Source organism: Mesorhizobium shangrilense, assembly GCF_028826155.1.
GTDB lineage: Bacteria > Pseudomonadota > Alphaproteobacteria > Rhizobiales > Rhizobiaceae > Arvimicrobium > Arvimicrobium flavum.
This window is the reverse complement of sequence record NZ_JAQGPN010000005.1, coordinates 23,132-41,093: the sequence shown is the minus strand read 5'-3', so window position 1 is coordinate 41,093 and position 17,962 is coordinate 23,132. Positions and strand designations below refer to the sequence as shown.

The following is a 17,962-nucleotide window of genomic DNA, read 5'->3' as shown; positions in this document are numbered from 1 at the left end:
ATCTCGGGTTTCGCTGTGAACGCAAGTCGCTCTTGTCCCGGACAGGCCGCATCCGTTCTTGGGGATTGGAACTGTCACCCCGCGGAGACGGTTCGCCGTGCGAATGGAGCGGAGCAGCATCCCCACAGTCAACAAGACTTAATTGAAATACAGGCAAACCAAACGAAGAGGGAAAGATGACACTGCTGTCTCGTGATTTTGCGAGATCGATCATGACGAGAGTCCGTTCGATCGCGGCCGCTACCATGCTTGCGGCGCCCATCATGTCCGCCGGAGCAGCGCTTGCGCAGGACGGCAAAACTATCACCGCAGTATTGCATTCGGGCCTGCGCGTACTCGATCCGATCATCACCACGGCTCACATTACCCGCAACCATGGCTACATGATCTACGACGTGCTTGTAGCGCAGAACAAGGACTTCGCGCCACAGCCGCAGATGGCCGACTTCGCAGTCTCCGAGGACGGGTTAACCTACACCTTCACGCTACGCGACGGCCTCAAGTTCCACGATGGCGCGCCGGTCACCGCAGCCGATGCCGTTGCATCGCTGCAGCGCTGGGGCAAACGCGATGCCGGCGGCCAGCTTATCTTCGATGTCACCGCGAGCCTTGAGGCCACAGATGACAAGACCATCACCTGGACCCTGTCGACGCCATTCGGTCCGCTTCTCGATATCGTCAGCAAGCAGTCATCGGTACCGCCCTTCATCATGCCGGCGCGCGTTGCGCAAACCCCCGCAGACCAGGCGATCAGCGACAACACCGGTTCGGGACCCTTCGTCTTCGTGAAGGAAGAATTTGAACCCGGTGTCTCCGTGACCTACGCGAAATTTGAGGACTATGTGCCACGCGCGGAGCCCGCAGACTGGATGGCGGGCGGCAAGGTCGTCAAAGTCGATAGGGTGAAATGGGTTACGATGCCTGATGCCCAGACCGCGATCAACGCGCTGGTTTCAGGCGAAATCGACTATCTGGAGCAGACGCCGATCGACCTGCTTCCGCTCCTCGAAACCAGCCCGGATGTGGCGGTCGAGGTGCGCAATTCGCTCGGCTACCAGACGATGGGCCGCATGAACTTCAAGCATCCGCCGTTCGACAATATGAAGATCCGGCAAGCCGCCTTGAAGGCGATGAGGCAAGAGCCGATCCTCGCGACAATGATCGGTAATCCGAAATACTATAAGAAGTGCGGCGCTATCTTCGGATGCGGAACTCCGCTCGCATCCGAGGCAGGCACGGAAAGTCTCACCGGCGCCGGTGACGTGGCCGGGGCCAAGGCTTTGCTCAAAGAGGCCGGCTACGACGGTACGCCGATCGTGCTGATGCAACCGACGGATGTGGTTGAACTTACAGCCCAGCCGGTCGTGGCTGCGCAGCTGCTGCGCGAAGCCGGCTTCAACGTAGACATGCAAGCGATGGACTGGCAGTCGGTCGTGACACGCCGTGCCAACCAAGCAGCTCCGTCGGAAGGCGGCTGGAACATCTTTTTCACCAACTGGATGGTGCCGGAGATTTCCTCGCCGTTGCTCAACTCGATGGTCAACGGAGGCGGCGACAGCGCATGGTTCGGTTGGCCCGATGATCCGGAACTGGAAGCGTTGCGCGCGGAATTCATTGCCGCCACCTCGTTGGAAGCACGAAAGCAAGTTGCCGCACGCATCCAGGCACATGTAGTCAATGTGGTGAACTACATACCGCTCGGCCAATATCTTCAGGTCCAGTCGCGCCGCACGAACATCGTGAACATGATTCCCTCACCGGTGTTGGTGTTCTGGGAGGTCAACAAAACTTAGTCGGCCAGTTCCGTCCCCCGGCCCTCGGGGCGGGGGACGCCATCTCGTCTGATTTCAGAAGGAGCCTTCTCGCGATGCTTGGCTATATCATCCGGCGAATCCTCGCCATTTTTCCGGTGATGGCGATTGTCGCGATCTTCGTGTTCCTGCTGCTTCGGCTGACGCCGGGCGACCCGGCGGCGATCATCGCGGGCGATTCAGCCACGCCTGCGCAATTGGAGCGTATCCGTGAGTCGTTGGGCCTCGCCGAACCGCTGCACGCGCAATTCGTTACTTGGATGGGACAGCTTCTCCAGGGAGATCTGGGCACTTCCATCATCTCTAACCAGCCTGTCACCCGGCTGATCGGTCAGCGCATCTGGCCGACATTGCAGATCGGAACGCTGACGATCATCTTGTCGGTGCTGATCGCCGTGCCGCTCGGCGTACTCGCGGCCTGGCGCCACCGCACGTGGGTCGACTATGCTGTGATGACCTTCTCGGTGCTGGGTTTTTCCATCCCCGTCTTCGTCATCGGTTACATCTTCATCAAGATCTTCGCCATCGACATGCGCCTCGTCCCGGTGCAGGGCTACATGGCCCCGTTGCAGGACCCTCAGGGGTTTTTCATCCGCGCGATCCTGCCCTGCCTGACGCTGGCAACCATCTATGTCGCGCTGATCGCGCGCATGACGCGCGCCAGCCTCCTCGAAGTGCTCGGTGAGGACTATGTACGCACGGCGCGCGCCAAAGGCGTCAAGGAGCACATCGTCCTTTTCCGCCACGCGCTCCGAAACGCTGCTGTGCCGATCATGACGATGATCGGAACAGGATTCGCACTACTGATCTCCGGCGTCGTGGTGACGGAAAGCGTTTTCAACATTCCTGGCATCGGACGCCTGACGGTCGACGCGATCCTCGCGCGCGACTACCCAGTCATCCAGGCGATGATCCTGCTGACGAGCGCGATCTATGTCTTCGTCAATCTGATCATCGACCTTTCCTATTCGCTATTCGATCCGAGGATACGCTACTGATGGCCGCCCAACCGCAACCGACGTCCGCAATGCAGGTGGTGCTCGGCGCGATCGGCCTGCCGCGCCGCTGGCGTCTCGGCGTCGGTCCGATCGTCGCCGGGCTCGTGCTCGCCGCGATCGTACTCGCCACGGCCACCGCCTATCTCTACGTGCCGCACAATCCAATGCATATGGACGCGCTCCTACGCCTCAAAGGGCCGAGCGAGGCTCACTGGATCGGCACGGACGCCTATGGCCGCGATCTGCTCTCGCGCGTCATGGTCGGCGGACAGGTCTCGCTCCTGATTGGTACCGGTGCAGCCATCGTATCGGTGCTGATCGGCCTTGTCATCGGGCTCGTTTCCGGCTTCTTCCGCACGGCTGACGCCATCATCATGCGTATCATGGATGCGCTTATGGCAATCCCGTCGATCCTGCTCGCCATCGCGCTCGTGGCGCTCAACGGTCCAAGCCTCTGGTCGGTCATCTTCGCAATCACCATTCCCGAAATCCCGCGCGTGGTGCGCCTCGTTCGCTCGGTCGTCCTGTCGGCGCGCGAGGAGCCGTACGTGGAGGCAGCAATCGCGCTCGGGTCGTCCATGCCGAAGATTCTGTGGAACCACCTTATGCCGAACACACTCGCCCCACTCATTGTGCAGGGGACCTACATCTGTGCATCGGCAATCCTGACCGAGGCGATCCTATCCTTCCTTGGCGCGGGCGTCTCCACCGAGATTCCCACGTGGGGCAACATCATGGCCGAGGGGCGCATGTTCTTTCAAATCAAGCCGGAGCTGATCTTCTGGCCCGGCCTGCTCCTGTCGCTGTGCATCCTGTCGATCAATCTTCTGGGTGACACCGCGCGTGATCTGCTCGATCCGCGCCTGAAGAAGCGGGAGACCTGAGCGATGCAGTTCCGAAACCGCAAGTTCGACAACGCGCCGGCCGCACTAAAAATCGACGATCTCGTCGTGCGTACGGCCGGCGACGGCGACCCCGTCACGATCCTTGACGGAATCGACGTGATCATCCGCCAGGGCGAAACCGTGTGTCTTGTGGGCGAAAGCGGCTCGGGCAAGTCGGTCACCTCGCTCGCCATAATGGGACTTCTGCCCAAGGGCGCGCTCGAAGTCTCGGGCGGACGCATCGAGTTCGACGGCCGCAACCTCATAGAGCTCGACGCATCGGCGATGCGTAAATTGCGCGCCAGTCGAATCTCGATGATCTTCCAGGAGCCGATGACCGCGCTCAACCCGGTCATGAAGGTGGGCGATCAGATCGAGGAGGTGCTGGACAGCCACGCCCGACTTCCCGCGCACGAAAAGCGGAAGCGTGTCGTCGATATCATGCAGCAGGTCCATCTGCCTGATGTCGAGCGCATCTACGGCTCCTACCCGCACCAGCTTTCGGGCGGCCAGCGCCAGCGCATCATGATCGCTATGGCGCTTATCCTTGAGCCGAAGCTGTTGATCGCCGACGAGCCGACCACGGCGCTCGACGTGACGACCCAGAACCAGGTTCTCAAGCTGATCGCTGAGCTTCAGGAACGGCACGGGACGGCCGTGCTCTTCATCACGCACGACATGGGCGTCGTCGCCGAGATTGCCGACACCGTCTATGTCATGCGCCACGGCGAGCTCGTGGAACGCGCGCCCATCGAGACACTCCTGCGCTCTCCGCAGCAGGATTACACGCGCAATCTTCTCAAATCGGTGCCCAGCCTCATTCCGCGCGACGCGCGGCCCCCGACTGATGCCGGACCGGTGCTGGATGTCGAGGGGCTGGCGAAGATCTACGACACGCGCGGCCTGTTCCGAAAAGGTCGCGAGACGCGCGCGGTGCAGGATGTGCGTTTTGCGATCCGGCCGGGGCGGACGCTCGGCATCGTCGGCGAAAGCGGTTCGGGCAAGTCCACCGTCGCGCGGTGTATCATGCGGCTGATTGACCCAACCGAAGGTCGCATCAAGGTGGGCAATGCAGACATCGCAAGGCTCGGCCGCGTCGCGCTGCAACTGTACCGCAAGCAAATCCAGATCGTCTTCCAGGACCCCTTCCGCTCGCTCAATCCGCGCTGGACAATCGGCGACAGCCTCATCGAGGGGCCGCGGAACTTCGGGCAGTCACGCAGGCAAGCGCTCGCCCAAGCGCGCGAACTCATGGAGTTGGTCGGCCTGCCTGCGGACGCGCTCGGGCGCTACCCGCACCAATTTTCGGGCGGTCAGCGCCAGCGGGTGGCGATCGCCCGCGCCATTGCCATGCGACCGGATATCCTCGTCGCGGACGAAGCCGTCTCGGCGCTCGACGTTTCGGTGCAGGCGCAAGTGCTTAAGCTGCTCGACGACCTTCAGGAAAAGCTCGGCATCGCCATTCTGTTCATCACGCATGACCTGCGTGTCGCAGCGCAGATCTGCGACGAGGTCGTCGTCATGCAGCACGGCAGGATTGTCGAGCACGACACTGCCGCGAATGTGCTCGCCAGCCCGCGCCACGATTACACGCGCGCACTGATCGAGGCCGCGCCCGGCCGCCACTGGGACTTCGGCAATTTCAGGGAAATCGCGACGAACTGAGCGTCGTGGATGGGGATAAGTCTGCCGGGGATCCAGGAACCAGCCTGGTCCCGGGGGGTGGATGCAGCGCTTGCAGTTGCAGGGCGGCGGCCGGCGGCCGCCGAGCGAGAGTCTGGTGCGGATGGCGATCGCGCGAATGACCCATTCTTCACGGTTGCGGGCGCTCGGGCGTATCAGCGATCTGGTCAAAAGCGAACTGCACTTGTTCGAGACCGGCCATTTCGCACTGGAAGAGGGGGCTCCGGCGATTGCGCATCTCATGCTCGATTTTTTCCAGTGCAGGCTGGTGGCACGGTAGAGAGCGCTGCGGGCAACCTGAAGAACAGGCAGCTTGACGGGCCATGGGCCGCCGCTGAGCCAGGACCGCTCCCGCCCCGTTCGGAACTATTCAAGCGACCGTGAGACTGTTGGAGCATCCGTCTGGAAAGCCGCTTTTGGCGAGGTGGCGCCAGCTTATCGGGACCGTTCCGCACGACGACGCCGGGAAGCCCACCATCCCTCAGGTGGCCTTGGCTAGAACCGTTGCCAGTTCGGTCAGATTGCTATCGCAGCAGTCCCATTTTTCAGGTAGCTCCGCGTTTGCCGCCATTAATGGATCAGATGCGTGCTCGCGAAGGACATAGCCGTCTTAAGTCCACATGAACGCGCAGCATCCAGATCGTAGCCATGCGCGGCGACCAGCATGACGCGTTGCGGAGGCACATCCAACAGTTCACAGGCATGGAGATAGGCTCGAGGCGTAGGCTTATAGGATTGGGAAACGTCTGCGCCGAAAACCATATCCCACGGCAAGCGCGCGTGTTTGGCCATATCGACCAACAGCTTGGTGTTTCCGTCGGATAAAGGGGCAACGATGAAATGTTGCTTTAGCTGGGCGATGCCCTCAACCGAATCCGGCCAGGGCCGCAGCTTGTGCCATGCAAGGTTCAGTGCTTCCAGTTCACTGCATGCAAACTGCGTCGGCGTTAGATCGAACTGCGTCAGACAGGCCTTCAGGTTCTCCATATTTATGATGTCGAGAGAGGTGAAGGCCCGTTTGCCGGAGCGGATCGGTTCGATTGCGGCATCATAATTTCCGACCCACGCATCCGCGAAGCTATGGGCATCGATGTTCCGCAGGTCATGACGCTTCAGAAATGCTTGGACCTCGTCCGCAATACTGCCCCGCCAATCGACGACCGTTCCCAAAACGTCAAAGAACAATACCTCGATAGTCGCCATAGCGTGTGTTCCTTTCCATCCGTCTGCTTCGGGTTTCGTCAAGACGATGGCGGGCCGCAAGAACGCCTGCCAGGGCTGTAGGGCAGACTGTCCCCAGGCGACGCACCTCCGCCAGAAGCGAAGAGCATTTCGCTCTCGCATGCTGGGCCGCTCGGCGTCAGTCTGCGGGCCAGGCAAGCATTGCGACATTGATGACCATATTGAGCTTCTGTTCGGACGCCCCATCCCGAGCCTGGATCGACAATCCCTCCAATACCGTCGTGTAGAAGGACGCCAAGCTGTCGAGGTCAGCGGAAGGCCCCAAATCACCTTCCGCGACGCCACGTGCAAGACGAGCCCTCAGCGCCATTTCTCCGTCTAGTCGGTTCTTGGCAAGGAACGCGCGTACCCCCTCATTCTCGGGAGCGCCGAGCAAAGAGGACAAGACGATCATGCAGCCCCGGGGACCCTTGGACACGGCGTAAGCGCGAGCGTTAGCTCGCAGCATGGTCTCAACCGCTTCGCGAGCGGTCGCCGCTTCAGCGAGGCTCTGTGTCGTTGCTCGTCCTTCGAGACGGTCGTAAAGTTCGACAGCTTCCCGGAAAACCTCCTCCTTGCAGCCGAAAGTTGAATACAGGCTCGGCTTGTTGACGCCCATGGCGGTAACGAGATCCTGAATTGATGTGCCCTCGTAGCCTTGTTTCCAGAAGGTTCGCATGGCTGCAAGCAAGGCCGCATCTCTGTCAAAGCCCCTCGGACGCCCGATTGGCGAAGATTCAGATCTCTTCTGCTTGTTGCCAGCGCTCATTCTTCAATCACCCGCAGCCCCAACGTTAAAAGAGTAACTTCGCCCCATCTGCACCTTTTTCCTTCTTACGACAGGCCCGTTTCGGGCTCCACCTACAGTCTTGGCCGTAAGCTTGGACGCGGCAGGAACTGCGGATGGCTCCAGAGTCCTGCCGCAGCGGCACTACGCGGTGAATCCCCCGTCGATGGCCAGGGAGGCTCCGGTGATGAACTGGCTCTCCGCCCCCGCGAGATATCGGACTGCGGCAGCGATCTCCTCGGGCCTGGCGTAGCGCTTGACCGCCATCAACTCCAGTTCGGCTTCGACTGTAGGCCCGTCGGCGGGGTTCATATCCGTGTCGGTCGAACCGGGATCGACAATGTTGACCGTGATGCCGCGCTCGCCCACCTCGCGCGCCAGGCCTTTGGTGAAACCGATGAGCGCGGACTTGCTCATCGCATAGAGGGTCACGCCCCCGTAGGGGACCCGCTGAGCGAAGCAGGAGCCGATCGAGATAATGCGTCCACCAGAGCCCATATGCGCAAGCGCAGCCTGCGAGGCCACGAAGACGGCACGCGTATGGATTGCCAACGTGTCGTCAATCTCCTGGAGCGAAGCGTCCTCGACCGGACCAGCGTAAAATATGCCGGCGCTGTTGATGAGAATATCCAGACGGCCCAACTCGCGGGCCACTTGATCAACGGCCCTGCGCACTGCGCCCGGGTCACGGCTGTCTGCCTTGATGCTCAAAATCCTGCCGCCCTGGACTTCAAGTTCACGGGTGAGGTCCTTTGCAGCTTGATCGGAAGCGGCGTAGGTAAAGGCAACATCAGCCCCTTCCCGTGCGAGACGTCGAACGACCGCAGCTCCGATGCCGCGCGAGCCCCCAGTGACGAGGGCGACCTTACCCCTAAACGGCATGATTCCACCTTTTTGTACCGATCGTTCAAGAACGCTATAAGCGAGAACCCTCGCGTCATCAAGCGTTTTCTACCGATCGTTTCACATGTCTTATTGCGGGCTCGTGCAGCGGAGAGGCTCGAGATAATCGGGTTGGTCGACCCTTGGAGGCCCTCAGCTTAGGCGATGGCTGCATGAGCCCGAAGCAGCCGGGACGGATGAGCTGACCTGCCAGCTGCACTTGTGAGCAAATCCCCGAAACGTCGTTGCATGTTCAGGGAGCGGCGACTCCGCTGCAGGTGGAAAGCATCACGACCGAAACAATCATTGGATTTGAAACCCTGATTGGTATCGCTGCCTGCTCACCGGGCCCGAATGTGGTGGCCGTCATCTCGCACGCTGTGCGATATGGCGTCCGCGGCTGTGCTTGCTATCCTGGGAAATCCGCTGGCTTTGATTCAGTCTCGAGCGCGGCAGCTTTCGGGGTCGCCCGCTTGCTCAACCCGACGTGTTCACTGTCATGAAGCTGCTAGCAGCCACACGCTGTCAAGTTTGCGCCTTCATGTCGGTCGTCAAGGCATGCGCAGCCGAAGCCTTGAAGCTGACTTGCCACTCGCTCAGTCGGCGCTGGCGGCCTACCTGCAGAGCGATATTGCCATCCCTTTCCCGGGTAGACGTGATACTCGACTGGCGTGCCCTGACGCCTGAGCGCGGCCACTCGGCGCTCCATGGCAGCGGGAGGTGCGATGCCATCCCGCTCGCCGACGACAACGAAGGTAGGCGGCTCCCGGGTCGAGATGTCTGAATGGCCCGTTTAGGCCATGACCACGGTCGAAGGTGGCGACACGTTGTCTCCGTCGAAATTGACACACCATGGGAGCAAGGGACGCTGCCATGCGAGCACCAGCCGAACTTCCCCAAAGCGAATAGCCTACGGGATCCACGTCAAGCTCGTCCGCATGGCGGATGATCCAGGACACGGCCGCCGCCAGGTCCCGCGTCGCCGGAGCGCCGGCGGCTCCAACGCGATAACGCAGCACGAAGGCGTTATAGTCAGCCCTACTTATGGCTTCCGCTTAGGGAAAGCCCTCGTGCACGGAGCCCACGTAGGAGAAACCGCCGCCCGGGGCGATGACCGCGAACGGCGCGCCGGGACGTCCTCGGATGAAGAACAGTCCGGTATTCGCAGGCGATGGATCCATCGCCTTGGCCTGCTGGTCGTAGATGTCATAGAAGGCCTGATGTCCCGCTGCAGCATCGTCGATGGGCCTGTTCAGCCCGGCCGCGACATCGGCTGTGTTGACGTTGCTGTGGTACGCCAGCAGCGCCGCGATCTGGTCCAGTCGCATCTCCGGGTTCACCGGGCGAGCGTCCCGTGGGAGGAGGAGCCGCGCATGACCTGCGAAGGCCGGATGATCGAGAACATCGCCAAGCCCGCTGTCTGGTAACAGACGCCGTAGAGCGGCCGGTTCGCGAGCCGCGCCATCCTGCGCCTGCGCTTGGCTCGCCGCTTCGGATACTTCCAGCATACCCACCGGCTCAGGGCAAGGACGAGGCGACGGTTGCCGAGCGCGCGATCACCGGACCGGGCCGTAGGCCTCGGCCGTGTCGAAGAAGGTGAGGCCAAGCTCGTGAGCGGCTCGCAGCAGGCGGATCATTTCCGCCCGGTCAGGATCCGCACCGTAAGTGCCGCTCATGCCGATGCAGCCGAGGCCGAGGGCCCAGACTTCCAGAGTGCCGATTGTTCGCTTTTTCATCGTATGCTCCTTCACGTTCTTTCCTGAGCCTCAACTCCCGAGAAGAAGAGGACGGCGTCGGGCAGGCGCTGCCCGCGCACTTCGATCGCAGCCACCGCAGCGTTAAGCTCGCTGATTTCGCCAGCGTCGGAGCTGACGGAAGCCGCACCGATATTCTCGAGCATATGTGCCACCTGGGTCGTGCCGGGAATCGGAACGATCCAAGGCTTCTGTGCCAACAGCCATGCCAGCGCGATCTGCGCAGGCGTCGCCCGCTTGCGTTCGGCCCAGCGCTTCAGCAGTTCCAACAGCTGCAGGTTATGCGGCAGGTTCTCCGCCGAGAAACGGGACTCGATCCCGCGGATATCGCCTTCGGCGAACCGGGTTCTCGCATCGATCGCGCCAGTCAAGAAGCCGACGCCGAGCGGGCTCCAGGGGACGAAGCCGATGCCCAACTCCTCGCACAACGGGATCACCTCGGCTTCCGGTCCGCGCCACAGCATCGAGTATTCGTTCTGGGCTGCCGTGACAGGCAATGCGGCATGCGCGCGGCGCAGGGTCTGTAGCCCCATCTCCGACAGGCCCCAATGCGAACCGCCGGCGCCCGGCCCCTACGGAGCCGATTCTGGCCTGCCATGTTCGCGTGGTTGGTTCGCTCGCGCAAACCGGGCAAAAGATAGCCGAGTGGTGCTGCGCGTATCTGCTTCGCATCCTGGAGCAGGAACCGCGCCTTATCGCCTAAAGACGAGACATCCGAACCGGATGCTTCTGTTGCCCGCACCAACCAGGGCGGGGGCTTTCTCCATGGGCCTGATGAGGCCCCGCTCATTGCAGTTTCTGTGCGAAGCTATTCGGAGACTTTTTTGACGAACTGGGACTTCAAGCCGATCTGGCCAAATCCTGGAACCTTGCAGTCGATGTCGTGATCGCCCTCGACGAGACGAATGCCGCGGACCTTGGTTCCAACCTTTATCACCGAAGACGAACCCTTGAGTTTCAGGTCCTTGATCACCGTCACGGTGTCGCCGTCCAAAAGAAGATTCCCCACGCTGTCGCGAAACTCGCGCGCGTCGTCGGATGGCGCCCCGGGGACCATTCATGTCGACATTCCGGGCAATTGAGGAGGGCATCGACCTGATAGGTGTAGGTGGAGGAACACGCGGGGCAGGGAGGCAGGCTGTCAGTCATGTTTTTCAGCCTATAGCCAAGTATCTGCATTGGAGCCATCAAAAGCTTGGTCGCCCTGCGCGCGGAAGCGGTCGCACCTTGCGCTGGCGCGCGAGAGCTTTTGGATACCGCGCGAACAGCCGATGCATCTCCTCTGCAGGCTTTAGGTGTCGGTCAGCGTGCCTCTCGCGACAGTCGCCCAACTGGTCGATGGTGACGTTGTGCCGGATGCACGTAACCGCGTCCTGCCCCATCCGGCGAAGGGCCCATCCCCCGCCACCGCAACGGCCGCGAGGAGCTGATGGAAGACGCGACGCTGATGAGGGGGGTGAGTTGGTTCAGGCAGGGAACGAACCCCCTACGTTTTCACCTCCCGGCGAGACTGGTCCGACTGTGGAAGAAGGGGCATTCTATGCTCGTTTCTAGGTCTTGATCGTGAATTTCCGCGAGATAGCACCGTCAAACCCAGAGACCGTCAGCGCGCTGGGATTGGCGCGTCTGGGTCCGCTTCGGCACAGCATGATGGCGTTCTCTACCGCCCGGGCGGGCCGCATATGACCGCCTCCAGTTTATCCTCGGCCACGTTCCGTACCCACCCTGTGAGCCCGCGTAGGCGCGCTGTTCGGCGAAACCATTGCCTGAAGCCTACATTTGTGACCTGGCCGACAACCTCGACGCGCACCTTTCTCCAGAGGCGCTCCTCCATCAGCCGATTCCCAGGGAACAGATGCTCGATCAGCTCGCCAGCTACGTCCCTCGGCGTACCGGAGATCGGAAAGTGGTGCATCGCGATATCAGGTACCGAGTTGACCTCGCAGATGGCCCATCGTTGCTCACCTGGCGACCGTGTAATATCCTCAGCCAGCAAGTCGACCCCACAATGGATCGCTGAGGGCAACGCCTTGCGGGCGCGCACTGCAATATCGGCGAAGTCGGGGTGGACGGTTCCAGTGACGTCGATGCTCTCGCCGCCGCCACCGATATTTGCGACCAGGTGGAGGTACAGCCGTTCACCCGAGGTCAGGACACTGTCTGTACTTAGTCCTCGAGCTTCGAGGTTGTGCAATATCGCCGGGGTGAATTTTATCGGCTTGGCGCCGACGTAAGGGATAGCTTTGCGGGCTTGGTTCTTTTTTTCTACGAGCCCCGCGATCGACGTCTGACCGTCCCCCTCAACATAGGCCGGCACGCGCTGGATTGCCGCGCGGAGATGGTCTCCAATGACGAACAGCCGAAAGTCATTGCCACTAATATGTTGCTCTACGATGACCGGCTTTCGTTTGGCGCTGCGCGCGACCTTCCATGCCAAGGAGAAATGGTCCCGGTCCTGGATGTTCGACGTAACCCCGCGTCCTCCACTTCCATGAGTTGGCTTTACGACAACCGGACCGCCAATCTCTGTAACAAACGTCCAGGCCCTGTCTTCCTGATCCTGGTCGAAAACACTTCCGTTTGGCACGTTCAGTCCAGCACCTTGGAGCACCTGTTTCGTGACGTTTTTCGAATTCGCAACTCGGCGTGCAACGAGCGAAGTGGTATCGGGTATCGGGCCCCAGAAGCTGACAACGCGATGCGAATCAGAGACGCGATAGGCCTTAACTGAGATGCGTTCTACGTGCAGGTTCCGAACGAACGCAGCATGCTTGATCAACTGCGCGTGAACCGAGGATCCGATAGCAAAAAGCCCAGTCGATCGCGGCGACCACATTGGAGCAGGCGCCAAGCAGGTTTCGCGGGTCTCTTGAGAACCCACTCCTTTGGTCTCGTCTATGAGAATACATTCCCTCATGGAGATCCTCTTTTGTCGTGAGTCAGGGTCCTCGCATGCCTGCACCTGCGCATTCAATTTTCTCCCGGGGAGGGAGAGAAACCCGGCAATACCGGGACATCCTTTGGGCGTCGCCGCTTTATCCCCTGGTATGCACCCGACACCGGCGGTTATTCACGAAGAGCACGACCCATGGCCGCGTAGACGGGAGCGCTGAGATACTCCCAAGCCGATCTCGCTCCGGTTTCGATCATGACCTGCGTGCTCATGCCGGCTTGCAATCCGACACCAGCCGTTTTCAAAGACTCCGGCCTCAGGACAATTCGCGCTGAATAGAATGCCAGTCCAGTCCGAGGGTCTATGAGGCGATCCGCAGAAAGGGTGCGGACGTCACCGCTCATGGGTTGTTGATAGCGTCTGTTTATGGCGCTAAGCCAAACCGTCGCGTGCAGTCCAACTCTGACTTGATCGATGTCGAGGGGGTCAACGTTTGCTACAACCACCAGATTATCATCTTGGGGACGATGTCCATGAGCGGCTCTCCTGCTGCAATGACACCGCCGTTTGTGTGGACCTTGAGCCCCACTATGGTGCCTCCGATGGGAGCACGAATTTCGGTACGCGTGTTCACGTCCTCAGCAGCGGCCATCCGCTGAGCGTATTCATATATTTTGGCGCGTGCTTCTCTGAGTTGTTCGACAATCTCGGCCGCTGTGGACGCGGTAAGCTCAGCGATCTTGAATTTTGTCTCCTCCATCTTTTGCTTCGTAGATCCGATCGACGCTACATATCCGCTTAAGGCACCTTTCACGTCTGCCTTTTCTCTCTCCAGATCTATGAGGCGTGACCTCACCACCAACTTCTTGCCGTAGAGGTCACGGACATCACTCAGTTGCTCCTCGATAAGCTCGAGTTTCCGAGTAGCGGCGACGACTTGCCCCTCAAAGCCCTCGATTTCCTTGGCCAAGCTTCCAGTCGATTGCTGCAGCAGGGATAGTCTCTCTCTGAAGAGGTTCTGACGTGACCGAAAGATGCTTTCCTGTCCGGAAATGGCATCGACTGCCAAACTGTCTTGGCCGCTTAATTCCGAGGGAACTTCGATCGAGTCCTTTCCGTCTCTTTCCGCGAGCAAGCGAGCCTCGGTGGCCTTGGCTTCGTACCACTGCGCCTTGATTTCATTTGCAGCGGCCGTCGAAGCAGTGCTCTGCAATCGCACCAGCACTTGGCCTGGCGACACGCGAGTTCCCTCTTGAACCAATATCTCCGAAACGATCCCGCCTTCGAGGTGCTGAACTGTCTTAACGTTTGACGCTACGTTGATTACCCCGTGGCCAGAACTGCTCCTTGGATCGGAGCCGAGACAAGCCACATGCCCAGCAGCGCAGAGAAGGCTGCGACGATCGCGAAACCGGAGATCACAAAGCCCCTGCCGAAGGGCGCAGGATCCGCCGTTGGCTGAGTACCGGAGTGGTTAGCGCCAGGGATGAACGACGGGATCACTTTACACTCCGCAGTGCAGGTTTCTCGGGGCGCATGCTGCGATCAGAACGTTCGGTGTAATTGGTGATCTCAGGCGTTCGGCCACCCAAGATCAGCGACCTGTCAACCAGCGCGGCAAGACGGCTGGACTGTCCGGACACGGTGATGACGACCGAGCATCCCAAATCCTTCATATGCCCCACGGCCGACTCAAGCGCCCGTCTCGAGGAAATGTCCAGATTGGCGAACGGCTCGTCCAGGACGATGAGCCGCGGCGCACGGAACAGCGCCCTGGCCAGGGCTATCCGTTTCCGTTCACTCCCGGACAGCCCGATCTCGTCACTAAGCGGCGTGTCATAGCCTTGGGGCAGACGGACGATAACCTGGTGGATCCCGGCAGTTTTCGCTGCTGAAACCACTTCATCCAAGGAGGTTTGTTGGAACCGCGCGATGTTTTCCGCGATGGTTCCATCGAACAGTTCGACATGCTGAGGCAAATAGCCGATGACCTCAGCCCTGACGTGATCCGGCAGGCGGGTGATGTTCATGTCCCCCAAGCGGATCTGGCCGGTGCGCGGCTTGAGGAGACCAATGAGAAGACGAGAGAGCGTGGTCTTGCCGGAGGCTGCACGCCCTACGACCAGCAGCAATTCTCCGGGCTCCAGCGAAAGCGACAGTTTCCTGAATACGTCTCGCGATCCGGCGTGCCGGAACGTGACTTCGTCAAGAACCAAGGTGCCTTGCGGTGTTCCAGGAAGCAGCGACGGCTTCACCTCGAATGGCTTCGCCAGATCCGCCTTGATCTTGTAGTATCCCTCGCGCGCTTCCTTGAAGCTCCGGATCTCTCGAACCGCCCTTTCAACCATTCTATAAGCGAAACTGGCAAAAAGCCGGGCGGCGAATACGCCGCCGAGAGTTGCCGCGTCGTTCAGGAACAGCCATATCCCAGTCGCCAGCAGGATTACATGAAGTCCTCGGCGCAGCATGCGGATGGCTGCATCAAGGCTCGTTCCTCTGGCGTTCAGCCGTTCCCGCTGTAAGAAGCCGTCCAGCCGGTTCCTGCCCCAGCGCCCGGCGATCGCGTCGGCCATTGCGAACGCGCCGACTATGTCTTTGTTCCTTTCCGCTGAAACCAGTACCGCATTTGCCTGCCTTGCAGCTTCATACTGCGCTTGGCGGGGTTCTCGCGTGAGCTTCTCCTTGAGCAGGCCCATGCCCACCAGCAAGGTCACGCCTGCAATCGCGACGATGCCGAGAACCGGATGAATGAGATATGCACACAAAAAGAAGATCGGAGCCCAAACCGCATCCATCCAGGGGGCAAGCCCTCGCTCAACAAAGCCGGAGACTTTCTGAATGCTTGTCAGGATCGGCGGATTGGCGACACCTGCCGTCAACCCGGCTTTCACGGATTGGCTCGTCAAGTGGTGCTCGATCCAGACGCTCCAGCGGGAAAGCATGCGACGGCGAATGGTCTCGAGCACGCCGCCAGTGACCATGGCGAGCAAGGCAGCCAAGGTCAGAACAATGAGGGTCTCGACGCTGCGGCTGGAAATAACCCGGTCGAATACTTGGATGAGGTAAAGCGGGCCCGCAAAGCGGAGGGCATTGATGAACACACTGAAAGTCACGACGGCGGCAAGGCCGGGTATCGACCTTCGCCACATTTCGCTGAGGGGCGCGCTGTACCGCCGCCTGCCTCGTATGCTCATCGACTAGCTCTCTCACGCCCTCCCAAAGGGAGAATGTTGATCGGTGGCCTCGTTGAAAACTCCGGAGAAGTTCAGAGTCATCGCATCCAGATCGTCATGAGCGCTCAACCCTTGGTCTGCGAGACCATTTGGCAGGTTCGAGTTCGCGGTCTCAAAGAGGCGCTGATTGCGATCAGCCGCCGCCTCCAACGTCGACCAGACCTCGCTCACGAAACTGGACATTTGGGGAGCTGACAGCGGAGGGCAACCGAGTGCCTGGACCAGCCCCCCCAGAGATGCCTTCAAAGCACCAGGCGTTTTTGCCAGCATTGCCGCTTCGACCAACTCTGCGGGCACGTGTGCCGACATGAAGGCAGGATTCGAGCGGCGCGCTGGCAATTCAGGCAGGGCGAAAAAAACGCATCCGAATGGAGTATGCCATGTTGCCGTGTTGTCGCTGGCAGGCCTGCTCGCGCCGCGCGCATCTTCTCCCAGTTCCGCCACAACCAGCTCGTGCGCCAACTTCTCCAAAATATCAATTCGGAGCCGGGCTCGATCATGGCCGATCGTCACAGCTGCATCCGAGGATTCAGCAATGCGCCGAAGATACGGATTGACCTTCCATTTGGTCAGTTCTTCAGAAGCGCGGGCCCTCAAGATGGGGGTCAGAGCGCCATCTTGGAGCTCCCATGGGGAATAGACATGCAGGCCAGTGGCTTCCTCAGCCTCCCTGACGCCGAGGGGGGACCGGCCGATCCTGCCACTGATGGCAAGCACCTTGTGGCCGGCAGCGCGGAGGGTATCAACTCCACACTTCGCTCCCATCGCGTCGTAGGAAGCGAATACCGCGCCAAGGGCCATGCTGCGAAACGATTCAGCCAGAATTAGCTCGGACGTTTCCTTCTGCTGTAGCCCGTCGGCGATCTCGATAACAGCAACGTCACATCCGTTCTCGGCCGCGTGGTTCAGTAAGCGGAAGGCGCCCTTTTCGATCAATCCTATCGGGGCCAGATAGGTGGTTGCAAACCCCGCATCGGTGAAATCAAGAACGACATCAGCGCCGGCGTCTTTGACAATCCAGGTGTCGCCCCCGGAGCCAGTTCCGGTGATCTTCAGCGCGGCGACCTTCAGCCCTGCTTTCTTGAGACCTCTGACCAGCGACGTCGCTGTCAGGGTCTTTCCGGCATTCATGGACGTCCCAAGCGAGAGAACGATCGGCAGGGAAGGGCGTAGATCGTCTGAGCCGACCTTGTAATCCCATACGTTCAACCGGCGACCGAACTTGTCGCCAATCAGGCCGAGAGGGACAATCCTTGTCGGGGGTTGCATCCGAGCATGTCGGGAAAGCTCACATGCAGCAATTCCTCCCGCAGCCACTAAGTCACACTGCCCGAGGTCGGGACCGACTACAGCCTCGAACTGGTCGGGCGCATATCTGTTGCCATAACACAGTATTATCTCGTCACCGGGAAACATAATCGCCTTTCTCCCGCTGATTAGCTCCACTCTGCTGTGGTTGCCGAGTTCCTCAACGCGGGCCAGGAGAAGATCGCCTGCGGCGGGCTGTATCGGCCCGGTGACAAGCGTGCGCATGTGCGAAGCCGCAACCCGCCGAGTAGCGAAGGCGCGCTTGGCTTTCTTTACGCGTCCGCGCTGAATTGTAGAAACGGGCATGAGATTACACCTCCCATTACAACGATTAGCCCGCCCTAATTATTAAGTAAACTACCCCATTACTGGGATGAATCAAGTCAAGTCACATTTGTTCACATTTTGTTTCTGATTGACATCTCATCCTTTTTGTGGTGTTGTTAAGGATTTTCGGCGCGTTAACCATATTATAGCCACGAGCTCCGCGCAAGCTACGGAAACGGGA

At 60.2% G+C, this 17,962-nt stretch carries 15 protein-coding genes and 3 pseudogenes; 5 read left to right on the top strand and 13 right to left on the bottom strand.

Translation table 11 applies throughout. The features are described from left to right. The first annotated feature begins 176 nt into the window (after positions 1–176). From PD284_RS26430 to PD284_RS26410, 5 genes are all read left to right on the top strand, one after another. Entirely contained in the window at positions 177–1,793 is a 1,617-nt protein-coding gene (locus tag PD284_RS26430; RefSeq protein WP_274631328.1) for an ABC transporter substrate-binding protein, read from the top strand. 74 nt (positions 1,794–1,867) lie between these two features. Next, entirely contained in the window at positions 1,868–2,809 is a 942-nt protein-coding gene (locus PD284_RS26425) for an ABC transporter permease (RefSeq protein WP_274631327.1), read from the top strand. Beyond that, complete coding sequence (locus PD284_RS26420; RefSeq protein ID WP_411956301.1) at positions 2,809–3,693, top strand: ABC transporter permease; 885 nt, start codon at positions 2,809–2,811, stop codon at positions 3,691–3,693. Before PD284_RS26425 ends, PD284_RS26420 begins: the two co-directional genes overlap by 1 nt. A gap of 3 nt (positions 3,694–3,696) precedes the next feature. Then, positions 3,697–5,358, top strand: coding sequence for an ABC transporter ATP-binding protein (locus PD284_RS26415; RefSeq protein ID WP_274631326.1), 1,662 nt, complete (start codon positions 3,697–3,699; stop codon positions 5,356–5,358). Between the two features lie 61 nt (positions 5,359–5,419). Further along, entirely contained in the window at positions 5,420–5,656 is a 237-nt protein-coding gene (locus PD284_RS26410; RefSeq protein WP_274631325.1) for a hypothetical protein, read from the top strand. 290 nt (positions 5,657–5,946) lie between these two features. Here the strand turns inward: PD284_RS26410 and PD284_RS26405 are convergent, their stop codons facing one another. The 13 genes and pseudogenes from PD284_RS26405 to PD284_RS26350 all read right to left on the bottom strand — a co-directional run bounded on the left by PD284_RS26405 (position 5,947) and on the right by PD284_RS26350 (position 17,760). Continuing rightward, a complete protein-coding gene (locus PD284_RS26405) occupies positions 5,947–6,579 on the bottom strand; it encodes a haloacid dehalogenase type II (protein WP_274631324.1) in 633 nt (210 codons plus the stop codon). A gap of 157 nt (positions 6,580–6,736) precedes the next feature. Continuing rightward, positions 6,737–7,366, bottom strand: coding sequence for a TetR/AcrR family transcriptional regulator (locus PD284_RS26400; RefSeq protein WP_274631323.1), 630 nt, complete (start codon positions 7,364–7,366; stop codon positions 6,737–6,739). Positions 7,367–7,528: 162 nt separating this feature from the next. Beyond that, entirely contained in the window at positions 7,529–8,266 is a 738-nt protein-coding gene (locus PD284_RS26395; RefSeq protein ID WP_274631322.1) for a 3-oxoacyl-ACP reductase family protein, read from the bottom strand. Between the two features lie 508 nt (positions 8,267–8,774). After that, entirely contained in the window at positions 8,775–8,975 is a 201-nt protein-coding gene (locus PD284_RS27005) for a hypothetical protein (RefSeq protein WP_411956300.1), read from the bottom strand. Next, positions 8,881–9,285: an alpha/beta hydrolase family protein gene (locus tag PD284_RS27000; RefSeq protein WP_411956299.1), complete on the bottom strand. Its 405-nt coding sequence runs from the start codon at positions 9,283–9,285 to the stop codon at positions 8,881–8,883. Before PD284_RS27000 ends, PD284_RS27005 begins: the two co-directional genes overlap by 95 nt. Positions 9,286–9,321: 36 nt before the next feature. Further along, complete coding sequence (locus tag PD284_RS26390; RefSeq protein WP_274631321.1) at positions 9,322–9,606, bottom strand: hypothetical protein; 285 nt, start codon at positions 9,604–9,606, stop codon at positions 9,322–9,324. A 225-nt stretch (positions 9,607–9,831) separates the two neighbouring features. After that, positions 9,832–10,002, bottom strand: a pseudogene (locus PD284_RS26385) (aldo/keto reductase); the annotation flags it as partial. An 11-nt stretch (positions 10,003–10,013) separates the two neighbouring features. Further along, positions 10,014–10,571 (bottom strand): annotated as a pseudogene (locus PD284_RS26380) (aldo/keto reductase); the annotation flags it as partial. Between the two features lie 257 nt (positions 10,572–10,828). Further along, a pseudogene (locus PD284_RS26375) lies at positions 10,829–11,169 on the bottom strand (zinc ribbon domain-containing protein YjdM). 511 nt (positions 11,170–11,680) lie between these two features. Next, on the bottom strand, positions 11,681–12,799 hold the full coding sequence (locus tag PD284_RS26365) for an acylphosphatase (protein ID WP_274631320.1): 1,119 nt from the start codon (positions 12,797–12,799) through the stop codon (positions 11,681–11,683). A gap of 610 nt (positions 12,800–13,409) precedes the next feature. Further along, positions 13,410–14,285: an HlyD family type I secretion periplasmic adaptor subunit gene (locus PD284_RS26360; protein WP_274631319.1), complete on the bottom strand. Its 876-nt coding sequence runs from the start codon at positions 14,283–14,285 to the stop codon at positions 13,410–13,412. Between the two features lie 127 nt (positions 14,286–14,412). Beyond that, complete coding sequence (locus PD284_RS26355) at positions 14,413–16,014, bottom strand: type I secretion system permease/ATPase (protein ID WP_274631318.1); 1,602 nt, start codon at positions 16,012–16,014, stop codon at positions 14,413–14,415. Positions 16,015–16,119: 105 nt separating this feature from the next. Further along, the gene (locus tag PD284_RS26350; RefSeq protein ID WP_274631317.1) at positions 16,120–17,760 is read right to left on the bottom strand and encodes a hypothetical protein; all 1,641 of its coding nucleotides are present in this window, start codon (positions 17,758–17,760) and stop codon (positions 16,120–16,122) included. Between the last annotated feature and the right edge of the window lie 202 nt (positions 17,761–17,962).